Below are 22,328 nucleotides of genomic sequence, written 5' to 3' on the forward strand. Positions count from 1 at the left end.
GTGTGTTCGGCTTCAGCGTTCCAGCACCCAGGTGTCCTTGGTGCCCCCGCCCTGCGAGGAATTCACCACCAGCGACCCCTCGCGCAGCGCCACGCGCGTCAGCCCGCCCGGCACCATGCGCACTTCCTTGCCCGACAGCACGAATGGCCGCAGGTCGATATGGCGCGGCGCGATGCCCGATTCCACATAGGTCGGGCAGGTGGACAGCGCCAGCGTGGGCTGGGCGATGTACTGTTCGGGCCGCGCCTTGACCACCTCGCGGAACTGGTCGATCTCGGCCTTCGTCGCGGCCGGGCCCACCAGCATGCCGTATCCCCCGGCCCCGTGGGTTTCCTTCACGACCAGCTCGGCCATGTGGTCGAGCACGTATTGCAGGTCATCGGGCCGTCGGCACATGTAGGTGGGCACGTTCGACAGGATGGCCTCTTCGCCCAGGTAGAAGCGGATCATGTCCGGCACATACGGATAGATCGACTTGTCGTCGGCCACGCCGGTGCCGATGGCATTCGAGATCGTCACGTTGCCGGCACGATAGACCGACAGCAGTCCCGCCGCGCCCAGCGCCGAATCTGGCCGGAATACGAGCGGATCGAGGAAGTCGTCGTCCACGCGGCGGTAGATCACGTCGATGCGCTGCGGCCCCTGCGTGGTGCGCATGTAGAGGTGATCGTCCTCGACGAACAGGTCGCTGCCCTCCACCAGTTCCACGCCCATCTGCTGGGCCAGGAACGCGTGCTCGAAATACGCGGAGTTGTACATGCCCGGCGTGAGCACGACCACGGTAGGGTCGGCGATATTCTGCGGCGACACGCTGCGCAGCATGTCCAGCAGCAGGTCGGGATAGTGGGCCACGGGCGCCACCCGGTTGCGGGCGAACAGGTCGGGGAACAACCGCATCATCATCTTGCGGTTTTCCAGCATGTACGACACGCCCGACGGCACGCGCAGGTTGTCTTCCAGCACGTAGAACTCGCCCTGGCCCGCGCGCACCACATCGATGCCGGCTACGTGCGCGTAGATGTCGCGCGGCACGTCGATGCCGAGCATCTCGGGCCGGTACTGGGCGTTGTTATAGATCTGGTCGGGCGGAATCACGCCGGCACGGATGATGTCCTGGCCGTGGTAGATATCGTGGATGAAGCGGTTCAGCGCCGCCACCCGCTGGCGCAGGCCGCGCTCCAGCGTGGCCCATTCGCTGGCCGGGAACACGCGCGGGATCACGTCGAACGGAATGGTCCGCTCAGTGCCGCTGTTGGACTCGTCCTTGTCGCCATAGACGGCGAAGGTAATGCCCACGCGCCGGAAGATCAGATCCGCCTCCGCGCGCTTGTTGTCCATCGTGGATACGGACTGCCGGCCGAGCCAGTCCGCAAAACTTCGGTAGTGAGTCCGGACCGCCCCTGGCGGCAATACCTGTCCGGCCTCGACGGCCGTCACCGTGCCGTCCTCTCGCCCTTCCAGCATCTCGTCGAAAAACCGCGCCGCCATGATGGCCGCTCCTTCGTGGAAATGGGCGCCTGCCGCGGTCCGTGCCGCCTGACTGCTCTTCGGCCTTGCTGCACGGCAATACCGCCGGCCACCCGTTTATCGATGCCTCGTCGAGTCGACGCTTCCAGCATATCCGCACCGGCAAATCCCGCAAGGGGTTGCATGCACAAGACATGCGCCGGTACGCAAAACGGTTTAGCAAGATGCTTGCCAGCCACGCGTGGCTGGCCTTGGTGCAGGGTCAGTGCGCGGTCTTGGCCTGGCCGGCGCACGAGACCGACTCCGGCGGGCATTTGGCCAGGATGTCCTCCACCAGGACTTCGGGCGCCCGACGGATATCCAGCACCAGCGCGTCCTGGGGCTCTTCCAGGGTATCGAACTGGCTTTGCAGCAGCGCCGGATTGAAGAAGTGGTCGGCGCGGGCCGACAGGCGGCCGCCGATCGTCGAGGCATCACCCTTCATGAATACGAAGGTCACGCCGCCATCGGGCGGGGTCAGGCGGTCGCGGTAGGTCTGGCGCAGCGCCGAGCAGGTGAAGACATGGGTGCGGCCCTCGGCGCGCGCGGCGTCGATGGCGGCGCGCATGGCGGCCAGCCAGGGCCAGCGGTCTTCGTCGGTCAGTGGCACGCCATCGTGCATCTTGGCCTTGTTGGCCTCGCTGTGAAAGGTGTCGGCATCATGGAAGCCACAGTGCAGCCGCTCAGCAAGCAGCTGGCCCACGGTGGTCTTGCCGCTGCCGGAAACGCCCATCAGGATATAGATCATGTCTGCTCCATCGAACATGGTGTCGGGTGGTATTGCCACCCTTGTCGGTAGCCGCCGGTCACGCGTCGGCGTGGCCAGGCAGTGCCCCGGGGCGTCAGCGCCGCGGGGATTACGGAATGTCTGAAAGGATTGGCTGTGGTGGGCCGGCCTGCCCGGACGTCCGCCTATTGTGCGACGGCGGACGCGGTTTTGACAGCCGCGTCGGCCGTGGCCGACGACGGGGCATCGGCCTCGGACAGGTCGAGCGCGCTGCCGCCCTCCTCGGCAATGCGGGCATGGCGCCGGAACAGCCCGAACAGGCCACGGCCCATGCTGAAATTCGCGAAATCGTCCGACGGCGCCGGCACCGGCGTGCGCGCGGCGAAATCCGCCTGCACGTCGGCATCGCCCACCAGTTCGAGCGTACCGGCCACGGCGTCGACACGAATGACGTCGCCGTCACGCACCCGGGCCAGCGGGCCGCCCACAAGCGCCTCCGGACCGACATGGATCACGGCCGGCACCTTGCCCGACGCGCCCGACATGCGGCCATCGGTGACCAGCGCGACCTTGTGGCCGGCGTCCTGCAGCGCGCCCAGCGCCGGGGTCAGCCGGTGCAGTTCGGGCATGCCGTTGGCATTCGGGCCCTGGAAGCGCACCACCGCCACCACGTCGCGATTGAGTTCGTCGGCTTCGAACGCCGCCTGCAGCGCCTCCTGCGAATCGAACACGCGCGCCGGCGCTTGCACGACGCGATGCTCGTCGGTCACGGCCGAGACCTTGATCACGCCACGCCCCAAATTGCCGGCCATCAACCGCAGGCCGCCTTCGGCCGAGAACGGCGCCGATGCCGGTGCCAGCACGGCGGTATCGCCGCTGGTGGCCGGGCCGTCGCGCCAGCGCAGCGCGCCGTCGGTCATGACCGGCTCTTCGGTGTAGCGTGCCAGGCCACGGCCCACCACGGTGTTCACGTCCTCGTGCAGCAGGCCCGCTTCCAGCAGCTGGCCGATCACGTAGGCCACGCCGCCCGCCGCGTGGAAGTGGTTCACATCGGCCGAGCCGTTCGGATAGACGCGCGCCAGCAGCGGCGTCACGGCCGACAGGCGGTCGAAGTCGTTCCAGTCGATCACGATGCCGGCGGCGCGCGCCATGGCCACCAGGTGGATCGTGTGGTTGGTCGAACCGCCCGTGGCCAGCAGGCCGACCATGGCGTTGACCACCGCCCGCTCGTCGACGATCTGCGCCAGCGGCGTGTATTCGCGGCCGCGCGCGATCAGCGCCAGCGCCCGCTGTGCCGCCGCCGTGGTCAGCGCATCGCGCAGGCCGCTGTCCGGGTGCACGAACGCCGCGCCGGGCATGTGCAGGCCCATGATTTCCATCAGGAACTGGTTGCTGTTCGCGGTGCCGTAGAACGTGCAGGTGCCGGCGCCATGGTAGGCCGCGCATTCGGCTTCGAGCAGCGCGTCGCGCCCGACCTGTCCGGTGGCATAGAGCTGGCGCACGCGCGCCTTTTCCTTGTTCGACAGCCCCGAGGCCATCGGGCCGGCCGGCACGAACACCACCGGCAGGTGGCCGAACTGCAGCGCGCCCATCAGCAGCCCCGGCACGATCTTGTCGCAGACGCCCAGCATCAGCGCGGCGTCGAACGTATTGTGCGACAGCGCCACGGCGGTGCTCATGGCGATGGCATCGCGCGAGAACAGCGACAGTTCCATGCCTGCATTGCCCTGCGTGATGCCGTCGCACATCGCCGGCACGCCGCCCGCCACCTGCGCCACGGCGCCCACGGCACGCGCGGCTTCGCGAATGACCGCCGGATAGCGTTCGTACGGCTGGTGGGCCGACAGCATGTCGTTGTAAGCCGTGACGATACCCAGGTTCGGTGCATGTTCCACGCGCAGCTTGAGCTTGTCGTCGGCGGGCAGTGCCGCGTAACCATGGGCCAGGTTGGCGCATGACATGCCGCGCAGCGGCCCCAGGTCTTGCTGGGCGCGCTCGCAACGCGCCAGGTAGGCGGCGCGGCTGGCGCGGCTGCGTTCGACGATGCGGTCGGTGACGGCCGAAACTTCGGCGCGGACGTGGCCCTTGGCGGCTTGGGTCATGGCGGAATGGATCCTCGTGGGGCGATCCGGGACAACCGCGCGACAGGTAAGAACATGTCGCCACAGGCCACCGGATCTGTAGATTTTCTACATTATAGCCACGGCCGACACCTCGCCGGAAGCCTTGCCACCGCCTGGAAATGGCGTTACGCGCGCAAATTCGGGTAAATCCTAGGATGAAAACCGGGCGCCGGGGGCTGCGAATCCGACAGTCGAATGTGTAGAATCTCTACATATTAAAAGACGCGGCCACCCCGGCTCCGCCGTCAAGACTCCCACGCACCGTTTCCCGCACGACCTTCACCATGCGCGACAGAATCCTTGCCGTCTATGACACGCTACGCCCGTCCGAACGCCGGCTGGCCGACTATGTAGCCCGCCACGGCGCCAGCGTCATCCGGCTGACCATGCCGGAGCTGGCCGAACGTGCCGGCGTCTCGCAGCCGACCATCGCGCGCTTTTGCGCCGCGCTCGGCTACGACGGCTTCAAGGAGTTCAAGCTCCAGTTCGCCCAGAACGTCGGCGGCGGCACGCCGTTCGTGCATCAGGACGTGGAGGCCAACGACCGGCCCGCCGACATCGCCGGCAAGGTATTCGACCGCACCATCGCCACGCTGATGTCGGTGCGCAACGCACTGTCCGCCGACCAGATCGAGCACGCCATCCGCCTGCTGGCCAGCGCGCGGCGCATCGAGTTCTACGGCTGCGGCAATTCGGGCATCGTCGCGCTCGACATCCAGCACAAGTTCTTCCGCCTGGGCATCCCCACCACGGCGTATTCCGATTCGCACGTGTTCAGCATGTCCGCCGCGCTGCTGCGGCCGGGCGACGTGGCCGTACTGGTGTCGAACAGCGGCCGCACGTGGGACATGCTGGCCGCCGCCACGCTCGCCCGTGGCAGCGGCGCTGGCGTCCTGGCGCTGACCCACAGTGGGTCTCCGCTGGCCAAGCTGGCCGACGTCTGCGTGTTCTCCGACGTCGAGGAGGACAGCGAGGTCTATACGCCGATGACGTCGCGCATCTGCCATCTGGTGCTGGGCGATGTGCTCGCCGCCGGTGTGGCACTGGAGCGCGCGGAGTCGGTGGCGGGCGGCCTGCAGCGCGCCAAGGCCCATCTGCGCGAGCGACGCATTGCCGGCGCGGAGCCGGCCGCACTGGCGGATCAGGCTGACGATGCCGACGAAGGCGCCGGGGAAGGCGCCGTCCGATCCGCGACCAGAAAGCCGGCCAAGACGCATCCGGCCGCAGCCAAGCCCAGCGCGAATGCGATCGGGAAAACCAGCACCAAGCCTCGCAGTGGTTCCGCGGCCAAACCCGCCAAGGCGCCCGCAAGGGCCAACTGACTCGCATCAACGCGGCGCCGGCGGCCCATCGCGCCAGTAGCGGCGATATCGCTGCCGATACGGCACGACCTCAAGCGCATCGCCCGACGTCAGGATCGATACGGCGCCGGTCTCGTCCGTGCGATAGCGGGCGATACCCGCCCGCTCGTAGCGCCGCCAGACGTCATCGCGCGGATGGCGGTAGCGGTTTGCAAACCCCAGCTGGAAAATCGCCAGTTCCGGCTGTACGGCGCGCAGGAACGACACATGCGATGACGTGCCGCTGCCGTGATGGGGCACCAGCAGGACGTCGGCACGCAACTGTTCCGGCGTCAGGCGCTCGACCAACCGCAGCTCCTCGCGCACACCGATGTCGCCGGTCAGCAGCAGGCTGCGTCCTGCCGTGGCCACACGCAACACACAACTGCGCGCATTGCTCTGGAGCCTGCCGGGGGCCAGCTCCTCCGTGGTGGGATGCACGATGTCGAACCGTACCCCGTCCCATTGCCAGCCGGTGCCGCCCACGCACGGCTGCCAGTCAGCGCCCTCCGCTCCCGCCATCAGCCGATGCCCGGGCGGTGCCGCCGTCAGCCGTGATCCGACCGGCACCGCCTGCACGACATCGCGCACGCCCCCGGCATGGTCGGCGTCTTCGTGGCTGACCATGAGCGTGTCCAGCCGGCGCACCCCCGACGCGCGCAGGAACGGCACGACGACCTGCCCTCCGGCACTGGTGCCCGACACGTAGGCCGGCCCCGCGTCATACAGCAGCGCATGCCGGCGCGTTTCCACCAGCACCGCCGTGCCCTGCCCGACATCGAGCGCCGTCACGCGCATCTCGCCTTCGGCCACGGCAGCGCGCCCGGTCATCAGCATCGGCACCATCAGGCCCGCGCCAGCCCAGCGTGGAACCGGCCGCGCGATCTGCGGGCTTCCCTTGCGAGACTGGACGCTTTGCGGCCATTGGGGCCGTCGCGGCACCAGCAACAGCCAGACACCGCCGATGGCCAGCGCCGTGCGCCACCAGGCCGGATGCGCGGCCTCCCAGACAGCCCATGCCGGCGCAGCCAGCCAACCCAACCCGCTCACCAGCCACGCCAGCGCGGTGTGCGCCACGGCCAGCAACGGCGCGGCGAACGCGCTCGGCAGCACGGCCCCGGCCAGCGCCAACGGCGTCACGAGCAGGCTTACCACCGGAATCGCCACCGCATTGGCCATGCAGGACACCAGTGACACGTGACCAAACAGCAACAGCGTCAGCGGCACAAGCCCGATGGTCACGGCCCACTGCGTACGCGCGGCGTTCACGACGCCGTCCCGCAGCCGGGCCATGCGCCGACCGGCGTCGTTGCCTGCCGCCATGGGCCGGCTATCGTCCGGCCCGTCGCGCGCATGGAGAAAGATCACCGCCACGGCACCGAAGGACAGCCAGAACCCCGGCGACATGACCGCCCAGGGATCGATCGCCACCGCCATGCCAGCGGCCCACGCCAGCACCACCGACAGTGGCGTCGCCCGGCCGCTCCACAACGCCAGGGCCGCCACGGCCAGCATCGCCACGGTGCGCAACGCCGGAATCTGCATGCCGGCGATCAGGCCATAACCGAGTGCGGCCAGCACGGTCACTGCCAGCGCGGCCTGCTGCGCCGGCCACACCAGCGGCAACGGACGGCGCAGCCGCCGCCCGAGCCCGAACGAATGCCGCCACAGCATGCGCGCCAGGGCTCCCGTCGCGCCAGCGATCATGGTGATATGCAGGCCCGAGATACTGACCAGATGCGAAATGCCGGTGCGCCGGAAGATGTCCCAGTCCGCCCGCGCAATGCCGCGCTGATCGCCGATCACCAGCGCGATCAGCACGGCGCCGTAGCGGGCGTCGGGGGGCAAGGCGGCACGCAGACGATCGCGCAGGCCGGCGCGCCACATCGCGATGCGCACGGGCCACGGCACCGGGCCCCCGGAGGCCAGCGTGGCGGCGCCACGCACGTAGCCCGTGGCATGCACGCCTTCCCGCAGCAACCAGTACGCGTAATCGAAGCCGTGCGGATTCGCCAGCCCGCGCGGACGGCGCAGGCGTACGGTCAGGCGGTGGCGCTGGCCCGGCCACAGCGCATTCATCGGCGGGAATTCGTCGGGCGCGGCGCCGTCGCCGGCCGCCTCGTCGCGCCACGTGAGCAGCAGGCGCTGCGGCAGCGACTGCCCCGCTTGGCCATCCGGCCAGTTCTCGACGCGGAACAGGAAACGCGTGCCGTGCGGTACGGCATCGGGCAGCCCGGCAATGATGCCTTCCACCACCAGGTCCTTGCCCGCCATATCCGATGGCAGCCAGCGTTCGATGCGCACGTCCGCGCGCCACGCGGACCAGCCCACGCCGATCAGCAGCGCCAGCGAGGCGCCCAGCGCCAGTCGCCCGTGCGGCGCCCATCGGCCCCGCACGCGTGCCGATGCCCATATCGCACCGGCCAGCCCAAAGGCAAGCCCACACCCGGCAAGCCATTCGGCGCGGCCCGGCAGCATGCCCTGCTGTTGCAGCAGCCAGCACCCCAAAACGAACGCCAGCAACAGCAAGCGCATGAAGCCCCCGGATCGATGTCACGAAGGGGGCTTTGTACCGTGCAAAGGAGGGGAAAAACGTGTCCGAATGATGCGCCGGTGTGTCAATACGTTAAATCTGCATCGCATCCGGCGATGTGGCCCGAGAAATGGCGAAAAAGCGAAGACTATCGCGGCGCCATGACGTCCGCGAACGCACCCAGGCGGGGCAACGCGGCAACAGAATTGCGCCACATGATGTGCGCCAGTTCGCGCTCCGGCATGCCTCGTAATTCGGCCATGACACGCGCCACGCCAGCCACCTCGCCGGGCGTGTTGCGCGCCTTGTGCTGCGCGCCGAACTGATCGTCGGACAGCCACGCGGGGGCGATATCGGGCGCATCGGTTTCGAGCACGATGGCCTCGATGGGCAACGCCGTGGCCAGGCGCCGGATCTGTTTCGCGCGCGAGAACGTCACGTTGCCGCCGAAGCCAAGCTTCATGCCGTGCTCGACATAGCGGCGCGCCTGCTCGTGGCTGCCGTTGAAGGCATGCGCGATGCCCTGCCGCACGCCCACGCGGCGCAGGCCGGCGTAGACCTGATCCTGCGACTTGCGCACGTGCAGCAGCACCGGCAGGTCGAATTCGCGGGCAATCTTGAGCTGCTCGGTGTAAAGCCAGGTCTGGTGCTGCGCGTCCAGGCCCGGCACGAAGAAATCGAGCCCGATCTCGCCGATGGCGACCAGGCGCGGATCATCGATCGATGCCGCCACCTGTCGGCGCAGCGCGTCGAGGTCGGCCTGCCCGGCGCCCGGCGTGCACAGCGGATGGATGCCGAGCGCATAGACGCAGCGCGATCCCTCGCGGGCCAGCGCCCGCACGGCGTCGAAGTTCGACACCGCCACGGCCGGCAGCACGATGCCCGAGATGCCGGCCGCCAGGGCCGCGTCGATCACGCCCGCGCGGTCGGCATCGAACTCGGCGGCGTCCAGATGACAATGGGTGTCGATCCACATAAGGCCGCGCGGGTCAGCGTTCCTGGTGCAGGTGCCCGTCGCGCAGCCTGAACACGCGGTCGCAACGGCCGGCCAGGTCCATGTCGTGCGTCACGATCACGAAGCTCGTGCCCAGCGTGCGCGACAGGTCGAGCATCAGGTCGTAGACGCCACCGGCGGTGTGATCGTCCAGGTTGCCGGTGGGCTCGTCGGCCAGCACGCAGGCCGGCTGCCCCACCAGCGCCCGCGCAATGGCCACGCGCTGGCGCTCGCCGCCCGACAGCTCGCCGGGACGGTGTTTCGAGCGGCCGCCCAGGCCCACGCGCTCCAGCACCGCCTGGGCCGCCTCGCGCGCCTGGCGCTCGGTCTGGCCGCGGATGCGCATCGGCATCGCCACGTTATCCAGTGCCGTGAACTCGGGCAGCAGGTGGTGGAACTGGTAGACAAAGCCCAGCGAGCGGTTGCGCACGATGTTGCGTTCCTTCTCGCGCAGCGATGTGAACGGCTTGCCCAGCAGCGCCACGCGGCCGGCGTCGGGGTTGTCGAGCCCGCCCAGCACGTGCAGCAGCGTCGACTTGCCCGAGCCCGACGCCCCCACGATGGCCACCTTCTCGCCGGCATTGACACGCACGTCCACGCCGCGCAGCACCTCCACATCGAGCCCGCCCTGCTGGAATCGCTTCGTCAGCCCCTCGGCCACCAGCACCGGCGAGCCGCCGGTCTGGATTGACGCGGCAGGCACGGCAGCCACGTCCGGAATCAGCGTCGTGTCACTCATAGCGCAGCGCCTCCGCCGGATTCACGCGGGCGGCACGCCAGCTTGGGTAGAGCGTGGCCAGCGTGGCCAGCACGAAGGAAATGATGCCAATGGTGGCGATGTCGTTCACGCGGGGGTCCGAAGGCAATTCGCTGATGAAATAGATGTCCTTGGGCAGGAACTGCACGTGCAGCACGCGTTCGATGAACGGCACGATCACGTCGATATTGGTCGCGATCAGCGTGCCGCCCAGCACACCGAGCACCGTGCCGATGAAGCCGATGGCCACGCCCTGCACGATGAAGATCTTCATGATCGAGCGCGGCTGGGCCCCCATCGTGCGCAGGATGGCGATGTCGGCCTGCTTGTCGGTCACGGTCATGACCAGCGTCGACACCAGGTTGAAGGCCGCCACGGCGATGATCAGCGTCAGGATGATGAACATCATGCGCTTTTCGGTCTGCACGGCGGCAAACCAGTTGCGGTTCTGGCGCGACCAGTCACGCAGATACAGGTCGCCGGACATGGTGGTGGACAACGCCTGCGCCACCTGCGGGGCCCGCTGCATGTCCTGCAGCTTGAGCCGCACGCCGGTCGGGCCGTTCTGGCGGAACAGCAGTTCGGCATCTTCCATGTTGACCAGCGCCAGCGCGCTGTCGAATTCATAGTGGCCGGAGGAGAAGACGCCCACCACGGTGAACTGCTTCAGGCGCGGCAGGATGCCCGCCGGCGTGATGGTGCCCTGCGGCGCCACCAGCGTGACCTTGTCGCCCACGCGCACGCCCAGCGCGTTGGCCAGTTCGCTGCCCAGCGCGATATCGAAGCCGCCCGGCACCAGCGCGTTCATGCTGCCGGACCGGAACTGGCTGCCGATGTCGGATACCTTGGGTTCCTGGCTCGGATCCACGCCGCGCAGCAGCACGCCGCGCACGGCGTCGTCGCGCGTGAGCATGGCCTGCGCCGCCACATAGGGCGCGGCGCCGATCACTTCCTTGTTGCGCTCGGCCTCGGCGGCGGTCTTCTGCCAGTCCTGCAGCGGCCCCGCCCCGATCACCTCGATGTGCGACAGCACCGACAGCATGCGGTCGCGCACCTCCTTCTGGAAACCGTTCATGACCGACAGCACGACGATCAGGGCGGCCACGCCCAGCGCGATGCCCAGCATCGAGATCATCGAGATGAACGAAATGAACGTGTTGCGGCTGGCGCGCTTGCTTGCGCGGGTGTACCGCCAGCCGATCTGCCACTCGTAAGGAAAGTTCAAGAGGAATCCTGTTGTTCTGGAAACGCGTCGGCGCCAATTTTGCCACCCCGGGGTGACGGAAGACTGGCGCCGGCCAGCCGGAAGTTTACAATCTCGGCAACCATGATGACGCACCTGACCCTGATTGTGCCTTTTTCCGTCCCGCCCGGCGCCGGCGACGACGCCACGGACGATGTCGTCCCCGGCGCGCTGCTGCGCCAGTTGGAGTTGCCTGCGCTCGGAAAGTTGCTGACGCGCGCCGCCCCGGGACCCCGCGAAACGCACGACGACCCCTACCTGCGCACCCTGCCGCAGGAACGCTGGCTGGCCGGCCGCGCCGGCCTGGATACCGCCCAGGTGCCGACTGCGCCCTTTATGCGCCTGGCCGACCGCGCGGCCGCGGGCCTGCCGGCCGATGCCAGCCCTGACGCCGACGCGGGCTGGGCCTGCCTGCAGCCGGTGCATATCCACGCCGCGCGCGATCACCTGGTGCTGATGCACCCCGACCAGCTCGACATCCGCGCCGACGAGGCCGACACGCTGCGCGCCGCCATCGCCGGACTGCTCGATGAAACCGGCATCCGGCTGGAGGCGCCGCTGCCCGCCCGATGGTACGTGCCGGACGGCCTCTTCGGCGAACTGACGGCGACCACGCCGGTGCGCGCCACCGGCCGCAATATCGATATCTGGATGCAGGCCGGCTCGCGCGCGCGCGAATGGCGCCGGCTGCAGAACGAGATCCAGATGACCTGGCACGGCCATCCGGTCAACGACGCCCGCGAGGCCACGGGCCGCCTGCCGGTCAATTCGGTCTGGCTGCATGGCGGCGGCAAGGCGGGCACCGTCCGCAAGCTGGCCGACACGGTGCTGACCGGCGACCCGTTCATGGCCGGCCTGGCGCTGGCCGCCGGCAGCCGGGTTGGCCCGCAGCCGGCCCGTTTTGCCGAGGTGGCGAACACGGAAGGCAGCGTCATGTGCCTGCTGGACAGCGCCACCGAAGCCCATATTGCATCCGACTGGGGCCTGTGGCTCGAACGGATGCACGCGCTGGACGCCGAGTGGTTCCAGCCCGTGCTCGATGCGCTGACCGCCGGCCAGATCCAGTCCGTCACGATGGTGCTGGGCGGCGAGAACCACTTTGCCGAATTCACGGTCACGCGGGCCGACCTGCGCAAGTTCTGGCGCGGCCTGGGTGCGCGCGGCGACTGGCGCGCACTGTTGTCGAACCTGGCCATGGCCGCCTAGCCGCCCGAACGCCAACGGAACGAAGATCATGACCCGGATTGCCATCCGCTCCTATTCCGACGACCACGCCAGCGTGCTGGCCGCCGCCGGCCTGCATCCCACGCTGGCGCGCATTCTGTCCGCGCGCGGCGTGCTGGACCCGGCCGAGCTGGCCACCGAACTGCCCGGACTGGTGCCCCCTTCCGCCATGAAGGGGATTGACCACGCCGCCGCCTACCTGGCTGACGCCATCGCCGCGCAGCGCAAGCTGCTGATCGTGGCCGACTACGACTGCGACGGCGCGACGGCCTGTGCCGTGGGCGTGCGCGGGCTGCGCATGCTGGGCGCGCGCGTGGACTATATCGTGCCGAACCGTTTCGAGTACGGCTATGGCCTGACGCCCGAGATCGTCGAGCTGGCCGCGCAGCAGCGGCCCGACGTGATCGTCACGGTCGACAACGGCATCGCGAGCGTCGACGGCGTGGCGGCCGCCAACGCACGCGGCATCGACGTGGTGGTGACCGACCACCACCTGCCGGGCGCCGTGCTGCCCGACGCCGCCGTGATCGTGAATCCGAACCAGCCCGGCTGCGAATTCCCGAGCAAGAACCTGGCGGGCGTGGGCGTGATGTTCTACGTGCTGCTGGCGCTGCGCGCCGAACTGCGGCAGCGCGGGGTCTATACCAAGGACACCCAGCCGCCGCTGCAGACGCTGCTGGACCTGGTGGCGCTGGGCACCGTGGCCGACGTGGTGAAGCTCGACGCCAACAACCGCATCCTGGTGGCGCAGGGCCTGAAGCGCATGCGCATGGGCCGGATGCATGCCGGCGTGGCCGCCCTGTTCCGCGCCGCCGGCCGCGAAGCCCAGCGCGCCAATACCTTCGACCTGGGCTTCGGGCTGGGGCCGCGCCTCAACGCGGCGGGCCGGCTGGCCGACATGTCGCTGGGCATCGAGTGCCTGCTGACCGACGACGCCAACCGCGCCTGGGAAATCGCCCAGGAACTGGACGGCATGAACCGCGAGCGCCGCGATATCGAGGCCGGCATGCAGCAGGAGGCGCTGCAGATCCTGGAACAGCCGCTGGCCGGGCTCGATCCGGCGTCACGCTACACGGTGAGCGTGTTCCACGAGACCTGGCACCAGGGCGTGATCGGCATCGTCGCGTCGCGGCTCAAGGAAAAATTCCACCGCCCGACCATCACCTTCGCGCCGGGCGACGAGGAGCACATCAAGGGGTCTGGCCGTTCGATCCCCGGCTTTCACCTGCGCGATGCGCTGGACCTGGTGTCCAAGCGCCATCCCGGCCTGCTGGTGAAATTTGGTGGCCACGCCATGGCGGCCGGCCTGACCGTCCGCGCGAAGGATTTCGACACCTTCGTGGCGGCATTCGAGGACGTGGGCCGCGAATGGCTCAACGAAGAGCAACTGGCCCGGGTGATCGAGACCGACGGCGATATCGACGACGGCTGCTTCAGCCCCGAATTCGTGACCCTGCTCGAAGGCCAGGTGTGGGGCCAGGGCTTTCCGCCGCCCACGTTCTCGGGCGAATTCGAGGTACTGCGCCAGACCGTGCTGAAGGGCAAGCACCTCAAGCTGCAACTGGGACGCGGCAGCCAGCGTTTCGACGCGATCTGGTTCAACCACGCCGACGCACTGGACGGCGCCAGCGCACTGGTGGCCTACCGGCTCGACAACAACACGTTCAATGGCGTGACACGCGTGCAGCTGGTGGTGGAGCACGCCCAGTAGGCCGGGGCGGCGGCTACGCGGCCCGCCCCGCGGCGACGGGCCGTGGGCGGTGCCGTTATCCGCGTGGCGGCAGGTAGAGCGCCGGATTCACCGGCTTGCCGTTGCCGCGCACCTCGAAGTGCAGCTCGTTGTCGCGGCTCATGCTGCCGATCTCCTGCCCTGCCGAAATCCGGTCGTTTTCCTTGACCAGGGGCCGGTCGAGGTTGCCGTACACGGTCAGCCAGTCGTCGTTGTGCTTGATGATGACCAACTGGCCGTAACCGCGCAGCGTACCCACATGGATCGCCCAGCCGGACGCCGCGGCGCGCACCTTGCCGCCAGCCGGCACCTCGATACGCAACCCTTTTTCCGCTGGCGGCGCAAAACTGCCGGTCACGCGGCCATCGGCCGGCCATTGCAGGCGGATGGCGCTGGCGGGCGGCTTCGACGGCGTGGTGTCGGGCGCGGCGGCGCGCGGCGCGGAAGTCGCGGCGGGCTTGTCGGTAGCCTTGGCGGCCGAGATGCCGGCGCCTGCCGGCGGCTTGACGCGAATCAGCTGGCCAACTTCAATCTGGCTCGAATCTGAAATGTTGCTCCAGCGCGCCAGATCGGCCACCGAGCGGTTGTGACGCCGGGCGATCGAGTACAGCGTGTCGCCGCGTTCGACGCGGTAATAGCCCTCGGGCGCGGGCTCGCTGGGCGTGGTGCCGCAGGCGGCAAGCATGGCGGCCAGCGAGATCGCGGCCAGGCGCCCAAGTGTGCGTCGGCGCGCACCCTGCGGGCGCGACACGTCGTGATGGACTGCGTGGATTCCTGTCATGCGTACGGGGAAACTCCTGATCGTGGCCGCTATTGTCGCCGAAGTCGGAACGAAACCTTGCAGCGAAAAGAGGGGAAAGTCACGCAATAGACCGTTCGCCATGCGAACAGTTCAGCCGAATCCGCAACGGGCGTGCAGCCCGGACCGCCATCCCACTCGCACGCCGGCCGGGTTTCGCGGCGCCGATCCGCTATAATTCCACGTTTTGCACGCGCAGCATTACCAGGAATATCAATGGAAGCAGAACGCCTCAACGCCATCTCCGGTGCCATCTCCGATCTCCGTTCGCGAACGGAAGATCTACGGGGGTATCTTTGACTACGATGTCAAGGAAAACCGTCTAGCCGAAGTCAACGGACTCCTGGAAGACCCGGACGTCTGGAACAACCCCAAGCGTGCCCAGGACCTGGGCAAGGAAAAGAAGGCGCTCGAAGCCGTCGTGCAGACGCTGGGCAAGCTCACCGCCGACCTCGCCGGCGCGGACGAGCTGTTCGAACTCGCGCGCGAGGAAGGTGACGACGAGACGCTGGAGTCGATCGATGCCGACGTGCAGGGATTCGAGGCGATCGTCGCCGACATGGAATTCCGCCGCATGTTCTCGGGCGAGATGGACCAGGCCAACGCCTTCATCGACATCCAGGCCGGCGCCGGCGGTACCGAGGCTTGCGACTGGGCATCGATGCTGCTGCGCCAGTACCTGAAGTACTGCGAGCGCAAGGGCTTCAAGGCCGAGGTGCTGGAAGAATCCGAAGGCGACGTGGCCGGCATCAAGAGCGCCACGATCAAGATCGAGGGCGAATACGCGTTCGGCTACCTGCGCACCGAGACCGGCGTGCACCGCCTGGTGCGCAAGTCGCCGTTCGATTCGTCGGGCGGCCGCCACACGTCGTTCTCGTCGGTGTTCGTCTACCCCGAGGTGGACGATTCGTTCGAGGTGGAAGTCAACCCGGCCGACCTGCGCGTGGATACCTATCGCGCATCGGGCGCGGGCGGCCAGCACATCAACAAGACCGATTCGGCCGTGCGGATCACGCACATCCCGACCGGCATCGTCGTGCAGTGCCAGAACGACCGTTCGCAGCACCGCAACCGCGCCGAAGCCATGTCGATGCTGAAGTCGCGCCTGTACGAGCATGAAATGCGCAAGCGCCAGGCCGAGGCCGACAAGCTCGAAGCCGGCAAGACCGATGTGGGCTGGGGCCACCAGATCCGCTCGTACGTGCTGGACCAGAGCCGCATCAAGGACCTGCGCACCAACGTGGAAATGTCCAACACGCAGAAGGTGCTCGACGGCGACCTCGACCCGTTCATCGAGGCCAGCCTGAAACAGGGCCTGTAACACCGGCAAGACCTGATGCCGCAGCCGTGCCGCCATGCCTGCCCCGTGCCGGCATGGCGGCACGACGAATACCAAGAGTCTCCATCCTGAAGTCGCCGTTTCATCGAACAAGGTCCACGTCATGACCACCGGAACGCCCCGCCCCATCCATCTCTACATCGTCACCGGCGCCTCGCGCGGCTTGGGCGCATCGCTCGTGCGCGCGCTGCTCAAGCCGGGCAACCGCATCATCGGCGTGGCGCGCAGCCGCAACACCGGCCTCGAACGCGAAGCCTCGGCCAGCGGCGTGCCGGTGGCCTGGCACCTGCAGGACCTGTCGCAGCCCGGCCCCTCGGCCGGCTGGCTGTCCAGCGTGCTGGAAGCCGTGGACGAAGCGCCGGCCAGCGTGACGCTGATCCTGAACGCGGGTGTGGTGGAGCCCATTGGCCCGATCACCGAACTGCACGAAAACTCGCTGGTGCCGCATCTGCAGACCAACCTCGTCACGCCGATGACGATGACCGGCGCGTTCATCGACGCCACCGCGCGCTTCGACTGCCCGCGCAAGGTACTGGCCATCTCGTCGGGCGCCGCGCGCAACCCGGTGCCGGGCTGGAGCGCCTACTGCGCCGGCAAGGCGGGCCTGGACATGTTCATCCGCTCGGTCAATGCCGAGTACGCCGGCCTGGCCGACGATCGCGCGGTACGCGCCGTGGCGCTGGCGCCGGGCGTGGTGGACACCGGCATGCAGGAGACCATCCGCGGCGCCGATTTTGCCCAGGTGCAGCGTTTCCGCGACCTGAAGGCGAATGACCAGCTGGCGTCGCCCGACGACGTCGCACAACGCATCGCCGCCTATCTGGAACGCGCTGACTTCGGCAAGACCGAACTCGACGACATCCGCAACTATTGAACTGAACCATCGCGCAGGGCCCCGTGCCTTGCACGACCGAAGCTGACACCATGACCGAACCGACCCGCACGCCCGCCGCCGCACCCGCCGACGCGCCTGCCGTAGACGAGAACAAGATCATTGCCGAACGGCGCGAGAAGCTGCAGGCCCTGCGCGAGCAAGGCGTGGCCTTCCCGAACGATTTCCGCCCGACGCACCAGGCCGGCGCGCTGCACGCGCAGTACGGCGAGACCGACCAGGCAACGCTGGAAGCCAGCCCGGTGGAAGTGTCGATCGCCGGCCGCATGATGCTCAAGCGCGTGATGGGCAAGGCCAGCTTTGCCACCGTGCAGGACGGCAGCGGCCAGATCCAGTTCTACATCACGCGCGACAAGGTGGGCGAGGACGTCTACGCGGCGTTCAAGCACTGGGACCTGGGCGACATCATCAGCGCGCGCGGCGAGCTGTTCCGCACCAACAAGGGCGAGCTGTCGGTGCAGGTGCGCGAACTGCGCCTGCTGTCGAAGAGCCTGCGCCCGCTGCCGGACAAGTTCCACGGCCTGGCCGACCAGGAAATGAAGTACCGCCAGCGATATGTGGACCTGATCGTCTCGCCGGAAACGCGCGACACGTTCCGCGCCCGTACCAAGGCGATGTCGTCGCTGCGTCGCCATATGTCCGACGCCGGCTTCATGGAAGTCGAAACGCCGATGCTGCATCCGATTCCGGGCGGCGCGGCGGCCAAGCCGTTCATCACGCACCACAACGCGCTGGACATGCAGATGTTCATGCGCATCGCCCCCGAGCTGTACCTGAAGCGCCTGATCGTCGGCGGCTTCGAGCGCGTGTTCGAGATCAACCGCAACTTCCGTAACGAAGGGGTGAGCCCGCGCCACAACCCCGAGTTCACGATGATGGAGTTCTACGCGGCCTACACGGACTACCGCTGGCTGATGGACTTCACCGAGAACCTGATCCGCCAGGCCGCCATCGACGCCAGCGGCAGCGCCGTGCTGAACTACCAGGGCCGCGAGCTGGACCTGTCGAAGCCGTTTCATCGCCTGACGATCTGCCAGGCGATCCAGAAGTACGCCCCCGAATATACCGATGCGCAACTGGCCGACGCCGAATTCCTGCGTGCCGAGCTGAAGGGCAAGTTCAAGATCAACACCAGCGCGCCGCAGTTCCTGAACGCCGGCGTAGGCACGCTGCAACTGGTGCTGTTCGAGGAAACGGCCGAGTCGCAACTGTGGGAGCCGACCTACATCGTCGACTACCCGGTGGAAGTGTCGCCGCTGGCGCGCGCCTCGGACACGCAGCCGGGCATCACCGAGCGGTTCGAGCTGTTCATTACGGGGCGCGAGATCGCCAACGGCTTCTCGGAACTGAACGATCCGGAAGACCAGGCCAACCGCTTCCGCAAGCAGGTGGAGCAGAAGGACGCCGGCGACGAGGAAGCCATGTACTTCGACGCCGACTACATCCGCGCGCTCGAATACGGCATGCCCCCGACCGGCGGCTGCGGCATCGGCATCGACCGCCTGGTCATGCTGCTGACCGACAGCCCGAACATCCGCGACGTGATCCTGTTCCCGCACCTGCGCCGCGAAGACTGATCGGCCGGCGCAGCCAGCCTGCGCCGCGCCCTGTTCCCCACGCCTGTCCGGCGTGGGGCGCTACCACCACCTCCCGATTTGCCGGCTGTTACAGACGCCCGCGCACCTTCCTCCTCGCCTCGCTGTAACCCACTGATTTTCCTTCGGATTTCGGGCTACACATCCTTACAAAATCAAACGGAAACGGAATCGTAATTCGGCCAGACTCTAGGTATCCACCCTTCCAGGGTGACTTGGAGAACAAGAAATGTCCGGTCCGGAAACCCTTCCCGCCCTGCCGTCGCAACGCCGCCTGAATCCGCTGGTGGGCGCGGCGGCCGTCGCACTTGTGGTGGCCAGCCTCACGGTGGTCGCAGCCGTAACGGGCGTGCTGCCGATTACCAAGGCCACACAGGCGCCGGCCGAGGCTTCGTACAGCAGTTCATATGGCAGCTCATCCGGGGGCTCGTACAGCGGCAATCAAACCGGCACCCAGCCCGTCATGAACGAGCCGCCGCCGCTGACGAGCCAGCCGGCACCAGGATCGACCACGCGGCCACCCGCCTATGACGCTCGCCAGGCCCAGAACAACATGGCGCCGCCACCGGCCCAGCCGATGCAGCAAGCCCAGGCCGCGGAAAAGCCGGCCGCCCGGCCTAGCCATACGGCCGGTCACGTGACAGGCGTGCAGGTGGTGGAAGCCGAAAAGCCCACCAGCGGCCTGGGCGCGGTTGGCGGTGCCGTTGTCGGCGGCCTGCTGGGCAACCAGATCGGCTCGGGCAATGGCCGTATTCTGGGTACCGTGGCCGGCGCGGCCGCAGGCGGCTTCGGCGGCAACTACGCCGAGAAGAAGCTGAACACCAACAAGTCGTACCGCGTCAGCGTGAAGATGGATGACGGCTCGCGCCGCACGTTCACGTACCAGAATCCTCCGGGGGTCGAAGTGGGCCAGCGCGTGCATCTGGAGCGCGGCGTTCTCGTGACTGGCTGACGCCCTTCGGATTCGGTCCCGCCCCAGCGAGCCCGATTCCGACACAAACAAAAAAGCACGGCGTGACAGCCGTGCTTTTTTGCTTCATTTGCCTTGGATCAACCGGACTTATTCCGCTTCCTCGATCCACGCCTGCTGGATCGCCTCCAGGATTTTCTCGCCCGAGCGTTCCGGCAGGTCGCTGAAACCGTCCAGTTCCAGCACCCACTGGCGCAATTGCGTGAAACGCACCGTTACCGGGTCGACGTCAGGAAACTTGTCGTACAGCGCGGCGGCAATGTCGTAGGTATCTGTCCATTTCATGGGGAAACTCCTCGCGCGGGCCTTAGTGGCCTTCCTTGGCGTGGTTGATCGTGTACTTCGGGATTTCGACGGTCAGGTCCGTGTCCGCGACGATGGCCTGGCACGACAGGCGCGAATTGGGCTCCAGCCCCCACGCCTTGTCCAGCAGGTCTTCCTCTTTTTCCTCGGCATCTTCCAGCGAATTGAAACCTTCGCGCACCACCACGTGGCACGTGGTGCAGGCGCACGACTTCTCGCAGGCGTGCTCGATGTTGATACCGTTGTTCAGCAGCGCGTCGCAGATGCTGGTGCCGGTGCCGGCCTCGAAGACGGCGCCCTCCGGACACAATTCGACGTGGGGCAAAACGATGATCTGTGGCATGTGATTCCTGTTTTCTCTCTCTAGGCAGGTGCGCTGCGTGTGACTCAGCCCAGCTCCTGCACCTTCTTTCCGGCCAGCGCGCTCTTGATCGAGCGGTCCATGCGGCGGGCGGCAAATTCGTCGGTACCATGCGACAGCTGCTCGACGGCCGCCTTGATCGCGTGGTGGTCGTCGCCGCGCGCGATCTCGGTCACGCGGGCCATCAGCGCATCCACGGCCGCGCGTTCCTCGGCCGACAGCAGGTCGCCGTCGACTTCCAGCGCACGCCCGGTGGCCTCCACCAGCCGCGCGGCCTCCACGCGTTCCTCGGCCAGCGCGCGGCTCTTCATGTCGTGCTCGGCCTCGCGGAAGCTTTCCTGCAGCATGCGCGCGATATCGTCGTCGGCCAGGCCGTACGACGGCTTGACCGACACCGACGCTTCCACGCCCGAATTGGTCTCGCGCGCCGACACCGACAGCAGCCCGTCCGCATCCACCTGGTAAGTCACGCGAATGCGCGCCGCGCCCGCCACCATCGGCGGAATGCCGCGCAGCTCGAAACGCGCCAGCGACCGGCAATCGCTGGCCAGTTCGCGCTCGCCCTGCAGTACGTGAATGGCCATGGCGGTCTGGCCATCCTTGAAGGTGGTGAATTCCTGCGCACGCGCGACCGGAATCGTGCTGTTGCGCGGGATGATCTTCTCGACCAGGCCGCCCATCGTCTCGACGCCCAGCGACAGCGGGATCACGTCGAGCAGCAGCCAGTCCTCGCCCGGCGCATGGTTGCCGGCCAGCAGGTTGGCCTGCATGGCGGCGCCCAGCGCCACCACCTTGTCCGGATCCAGGTTGGTCAGCGGCTGCTGGCCAAAATACTCGCCCACGGCCTTGCGGATCGCCGGCATGCGCGTCGCACCGCCCACCAGCACCACGCCCTTGACATCCTCGGGCGTGACACCGGCATCGCGCAGCGCCTTGCGCACCGGCGCCAGGGTCTTCTGCACCAGGTTGGCGGTGATGGCGATGAACGTTTGCGCGTCCAGCGGCAGATGCACGATCTCGCCGGTGGTCAGCACGGCGTCGATCACGGTGCTGTCGCTCGCGGACAGGGCTTCCTTTGCAGCACGCGCGCGCATCATCAGCAGGCGCGTATCCTCGGCCGAGAGCGGCTGCAGGCCGGCCTGCTCGACCACCCAGCACAGCAGGCGCTGGTCGAAGTCGTCGCCGCCCAGCGCCGAATCGCCGCCGGTGGACATCACCTCGAACACGCCCTTGGTCAGCTTGAGCACCGAGATATCGAACGTGCCGCCGCCCAGGTCGTAGACGGCGTAGATGCCTTCGGCGGCATTGTCCAGGCCGTAGGCAATCGCAGCGGCGGTCGGCTCGTTGAGCAGCCGCATCACGTCCAGGCCCGCCAGTTGCGCGGCGTCCTTGGTGGCCTGGCGTTGCGCGTCGTCAAAATACGCGGGCACCGTGATCACGGCCCCCACCAGCTCGTCGCCCAGCGAATCCTCTGCACGCTGGCGCAGCGTGGCCAGGATCTCTGCCGACACTTCCACCGGGCTCTTGATGCCGGCGGCCGTCTTCAGCTGCACCATGCCCGGCGCATCGACGAAGTCGTACGGGCTGTGCTCGATATTTGCCACGTCGCGCAGGCCACGACCCATGAACCGCTTCACGGAAACGATCGTGTTCTTGGGGTCGCGCACGGCCTCGTCCTGCGCCTTGAAGCCGATATGCGCGTTGCCGTTGGGCAGGTAGCGCACCACAGACGGCAGCAGGGAGCGGCCATCGTCGTCGGGCAGGACTTCGGGAATGCTGTTGCGCACGGCGGCCACCAGCGAATTGGTGGTGCCAAGGTCGATGCCAACAGCCAGCCGGCGCTGGTGAGGCGCGGGCGACATGCCGGGTTCGGAAATCTGGAGCAGTGCCATG

The 22,328-nt window shown here is 67.8% G+C and carries 18 protein-coding genes; 7 read left to right on the top strand and 11 right to left on the bottom strand.

Features of this window, described 5'->3' with window-relative positions; all coding sequences use genetic code 11:
• Positions 1-12: 12 nt before the first annotated feature.
• The 3 genes from BLQ58_RS08240 to edd all read right to left on the bottom strand — a co-directional run bounded on the left by BLQ58_RS08240 (position 13) and on the right by edd (position 4,335).
• Complete coding sequence (locus tag BLQ58_RS08240; protein WP_092596291.1) at positions 13-1,488, bottom strand: circularly permuted type 2 ATP-grasp protein; 1,476 nt, start codon at positions 1,486-1,488, stop codon at positions 13-15.
• 241 nt (positions 1,489-1,729) lie between these two features.
• Positions 1,730-2,254, bottom strand: coding sequence for a gluconokinase (locus BLQ58_RS08245; protein ID WP_092596296.1), 525 nt, complete (start codon positions 2,252-2,254; stop codon positions 1,730-1,732).
• Between the two features lie 164 nt (positions 2,255-2,418).
• Entirely contained in the window at positions 2,419-4,335 is a 1,917-nt protein-coding gene (gene edd, locus BLQ58_RS08250) for a phosphogluconate dehydratase (protein ID WP_092596300.1), read from the bottom strand.
• A 305-nt stretch (positions 4,336-4,640) separates the two neighbouring features.
• On the opposite strand from edd, the gene BLQ58_RS08255 reads away from it, so the two are divergent.
• On the top strand, positions 4,641-5,678 hold the full coding sequence (locus BLQ58_RS08255) for a MurR/RpiR family transcriptional regulator (RefSeq protein WP_092596304.1): 1,038 nt from the start codon (positions 4,641-4,643) through the stop codon (positions 5,676-5,678).
• Between the two features lie 6 nt (positions 5,679-5,684).
• Here the strand turns inward: BLQ58_RS08255 and BLQ58_RS08260 are convergent, their stop codons facing one another.
• The 4 genes from BLQ58_RS08260 to BLQ58_RS08275 form a co-directional block, all read right to left on the bottom strand.
• Positions 5,685-8,231: a DNA internalization-related competence protein ComEC/Rec2 gene (locus BLQ58_RS08260; protein WP_092596307.1), complete on the bottom strand. Its 2,547-nt coding sequence runs from the start codon at positions 8,229-8,231 to the stop codon at positions 5,685-5,687.
• A 146-nt stretch (positions 8,232-8,377) separates the two neighbouring features.
• The gene (locus BLQ58_RS08265) at positions 8,378-9,205 is read right to left on the bottom strand and encodes a TatD family hydrolase (RefSeq protein WP_092596310.1); all 828 of its coding nucleotides are present in this window, start codon (positions 9,203-9,205) and stop codon (positions 8,378-8,380) included.
• A gap of 13 nt (positions 9,206-9,218) precedes the next feature.
• A complete protein-coding gene (gene lolD / locus BLQ58_RS08270; RefSeq protein WP_254775841.1) occupies positions 9,219-9,962 on the bottom strand; it encodes a lipoprotein-releasing ABC transporter ATP-binding protein LolD in 744 nt (247 codons plus the stop codon).
• Positions 9,955-11,205 carry a lipoprotein-releasing ABC transporter permease subunit gene (locus BLQ58_RS08275; protein ID WP_092596313.1) on the bottom strand — a complete coding sequence of 417 codons (1,251 nt, stop codon included), beginning with the start codon at positions 11,203-11,205 and terminating at the stop codon, positions 9,955-9,957. Before BLQ58_RS08275 ends, lolD begins: the two co-directional genes overlap by 8 nt.
• 102 nt (positions 11,206-11,307) lie before the next feature.
• Between BLQ58_RS08275 and BLQ58_RS08280 the strand changes: the two genes are divergently transcribed.
• On the top strand, positions 11,308-12,429 hold the full coding sequence (locus BLQ58_RS08280) for a hypothetical protein (protein ID WP_092596316.1): 1,122 nt from the start codon (positions 11,308-11,310) through the stop codon (positions 12,427-12,429).
• Between the two features lie 28 nt (positions 12,430-12,457).
• Positions 12,458-14,158, top strand: a complete 1,701-nt coding sequence (gene recJ, locus BLQ58_RS08285) for a single-stranded-DNA-specific exonuclease RecJ (RefSeq protein ID WP_092596318.1) — start codon at positions 12,458-12,460, stop codon at positions 14,156-14,158.
• Between the two features lie 55 nt (positions 14,159-14,213).
• Here the strand turns inward: recJ and BLQ58_RS08290 are convergent, their stop codons facing one another.
• Complete coding sequence (locus BLQ58_RS08290; protein WP_092596320.1) at positions 14,214-14,957, bottom strand: peptidoglycan DD-metalloendopeptidase family protein; 744 nt, start codon at positions 14,955-14,957, stop codon at positions 14,214-14,216.
• Positions 14,958-15,191: 234 nt separating this feature from the next.
• Between BLQ58_RS08290 and prfB the strand changes: the two genes are divergently transcribed.
• The 4 genes from prfB (at position 15,192) to BLQ58_RS08310 (ending at position 19,753) form a co-directional block, all read left to right on the top strand.
• A protein-coding gene (gene prfB / locus BLQ58_RS08295; protein WP_139186079.1) for a peptide chain release factor 2 occupies positions 15,192-16,296 on the top strand; the annotation gives its coding sequence in 2 pieces (ribosomal slippage) (positions 15,192-15,272 and positions 15,274-16,296; 1,104 coding nt in all).
• 121 nt (positions 16,297-16,417) lie between these two features.
• Positions 16,418-17,188: an SDR family oxidoreductase gene (locus BLQ58_RS08300; protein ID WP_092596322.1), complete on the top strand. Its 771-nt coding sequence runs from the start codon at positions 16,418-16,420 to the stop codon at positions 17,186-17,188.
• 50 nt (positions 17,189-17,238) lie between these two features.
• Positions 17,239-18,783, top strand: a complete 1,545-nt coding sequence (gene lysS, locus BLQ58_RS08305; RefSeq protein WP_092596324.1) for a lysine--tRNA ligase — start codon at positions 17,239-17,241, stop codon at positions 18,781-18,783.
• 247 nt (positions 18,784-19,030) lie between these two features.
• Positions 19,031-19,753 (top strand): glycine zipper 2TM domain-containing protein, encoded by a 723-nt coding sequence (locus BLQ58_RS08310; RefSeq protein WP_092596326.1) that lies wholly within the window; start codon positions 19,031-19,033, stop codon positions 19,751-19,753.
• Between the two features lie 108 nt (positions 19,754-19,861).
• Here BLQ58_RS08310 and iscX read toward each other — a convergent pair whose 3' ends face one another.
• Genes iscX through hscA form a run of 3 tightly spaced genes read right to left on the bottom strand, consistent with a single transcriptional unit; the run spans position 19,862 to position 22,327 of the window.
• Positions 19,862-20,056: a Fe-S cluster assembly protein IscX gene (iscX, locus tag BLQ58_RS08315; RefSeq protein ID WP_066738820.1), complete on the bottom strand. Its 195-nt coding sequence runs from the start codon at positions 20,054-20,056 to the stop codon at positions 19,862-19,864.
• Positions 20,057-20,078: 22 nt separating this feature from the next.
• Positions 20,079-20,417 (bottom strand): ISC system 2Fe-2S type ferredoxin, encoded by a 339-nt coding sequence (gene fdx, locus BLQ58_RS08320; RefSeq protein WP_092596329.1) that lies wholly within the window; start codon positions 20,415-20,417, stop codon positions 20,079-20,081.
• A gap of 44 nt (positions 20,418-20,461) precedes the next feature.
• Positions 20,462-22,327, bottom strand: a complete 1,866-nt coding sequence (hscA, locus tag BLQ58_RS08325) for a Fe-S protein assembly chaperone HscA (RefSeq protein ID WP_092596332.1) — start codon at positions 22,325-22,327, stop codon at positions 20,462-20,464.
• Position 22,328: the final 1 nt, after the last annotated feature.

This window comes from Ralstonia sp. 25mfcol4.1 (assembly GCF_900104095.1).
Classification (GTDB): Bacteria; Pseudomonadota; Gammaproteobacteria; order Burkholderiales; family Burkholderiaceae; genus Cupriavidus.

Excerpts from the sequence above, each read along its gene's own strand:
- BLQ58_RS08240 (WP_092596291.1), bottom strand. The coding sequence starts at position 1,488 with ATGGCGGCGCGGTTTTTCGACGAGATGCTGGAAGGGCGAGAGGACGGC.
- BLQ58_RS08245 (WP_092596296.1), bottom strand. The coding sequence starts at position 2,254 with ATGATCTATATCCTGATGGGCGTTTCCGGCAGCGGCAAGACCACCGTG.
- edd (WP_092596300.1), bottom strand. The coding sequence starts at position 4,335 with ATGACCCAAGCCGCCAAGGGCCACGTCCGCGCCGAAGTTTCGGCCGTC.
- BLQ58_RS08255 (WP_092596304.1), top strand. The coding sequence starts at position 4,641 with ATGCGCGACAGAATCCTTGCCGTCTATGACACGCTACGCCCGTCCGAA.
- BLQ58_RS08260 (WP_092596307.1), bottom strand. The coding sequence starts at position 8,231 with ATGCGCTTGCTGTTGCTGGCGTTCGTTTTGGGGTGCTGGCTGCTGCAA.
- BLQ58_RS08265 (WP_092596310.1), bottom strand. The coding sequence starts at position 9,205 with ATGTGGATCGACACCCATTGTCATCTGGACGCCGCCGAGTTCGATGCC.
- lolD (WP_254775841.1), bottom strand. The coding sequence starts at position 9,962 with ATGAGTGACACGACGCTGATTCCGGACGTGGCTGCCGTGCCTGCCGCG.
- BLQ58_RS08280 (WP_092596316.1), top strand. The coding sequence starts at position 11,308 with ATGATGACGCACCTGACCCTGATTGTGCCTTTTTCCGTCCCGCCCGGC.
- recJ (WP_092596318.1), top strand. The coding sequence starts at position 12,458 with ATGACCCGGATTGCCATCCGCTCCTATTCCGACGACCACGCCAGCGTG.
- BLQ58_RS08290 (WP_092596320.1), bottom strand. The coding sequence starts at position 14,957 with ATGACAGGAATCCACGCAGTCCATCACGACGTGTCGCGCCCGCAGGGT.
- BLQ58_RS08300 (WP_092596322.1), top strand. The coding sequence starts at position 16,418 with ATGACCACCGGAACGCCCCGCCCCATCCATCTCTACATCGTCACCGGC.
- lysS (WP_092596324.1), top strand. The coding sequence starts at position 17,239 with ATGACCGAACCGACCCGCACGCCCGCCGCCGCACCCGCCGACGCGCCT.
- BLQ58_RS08310 (WP_092596326.1), top strand. The coding sequence starts at position 19,031 with ATGTCCGGTCCGGAAACCCTTCCCGCCCTGCCGTCGCAACGCCGCCTG.
- iscX (WP_066738820.1), bottom strand. The coding sequence starts at position 20,056 with ATGAAATGGACAGATACCTACGACATTGCCGCCGCGCTGTACGACAAG.
- fdx (WP_092596329.1), bottom strand. The coding sequence starts at position 20,417 with ATGCCACAGATCATCGTTTTGCCCCACGTCGAATTGTGTCCGGAGGGC.
- hscA (WP_092596332.1), bottom strand. The coding sequence starts at position 22,327 with ATGGCACTGCTCCAGATTTCCGAACCCGGCATGTCGCCCGCGCCTCAC.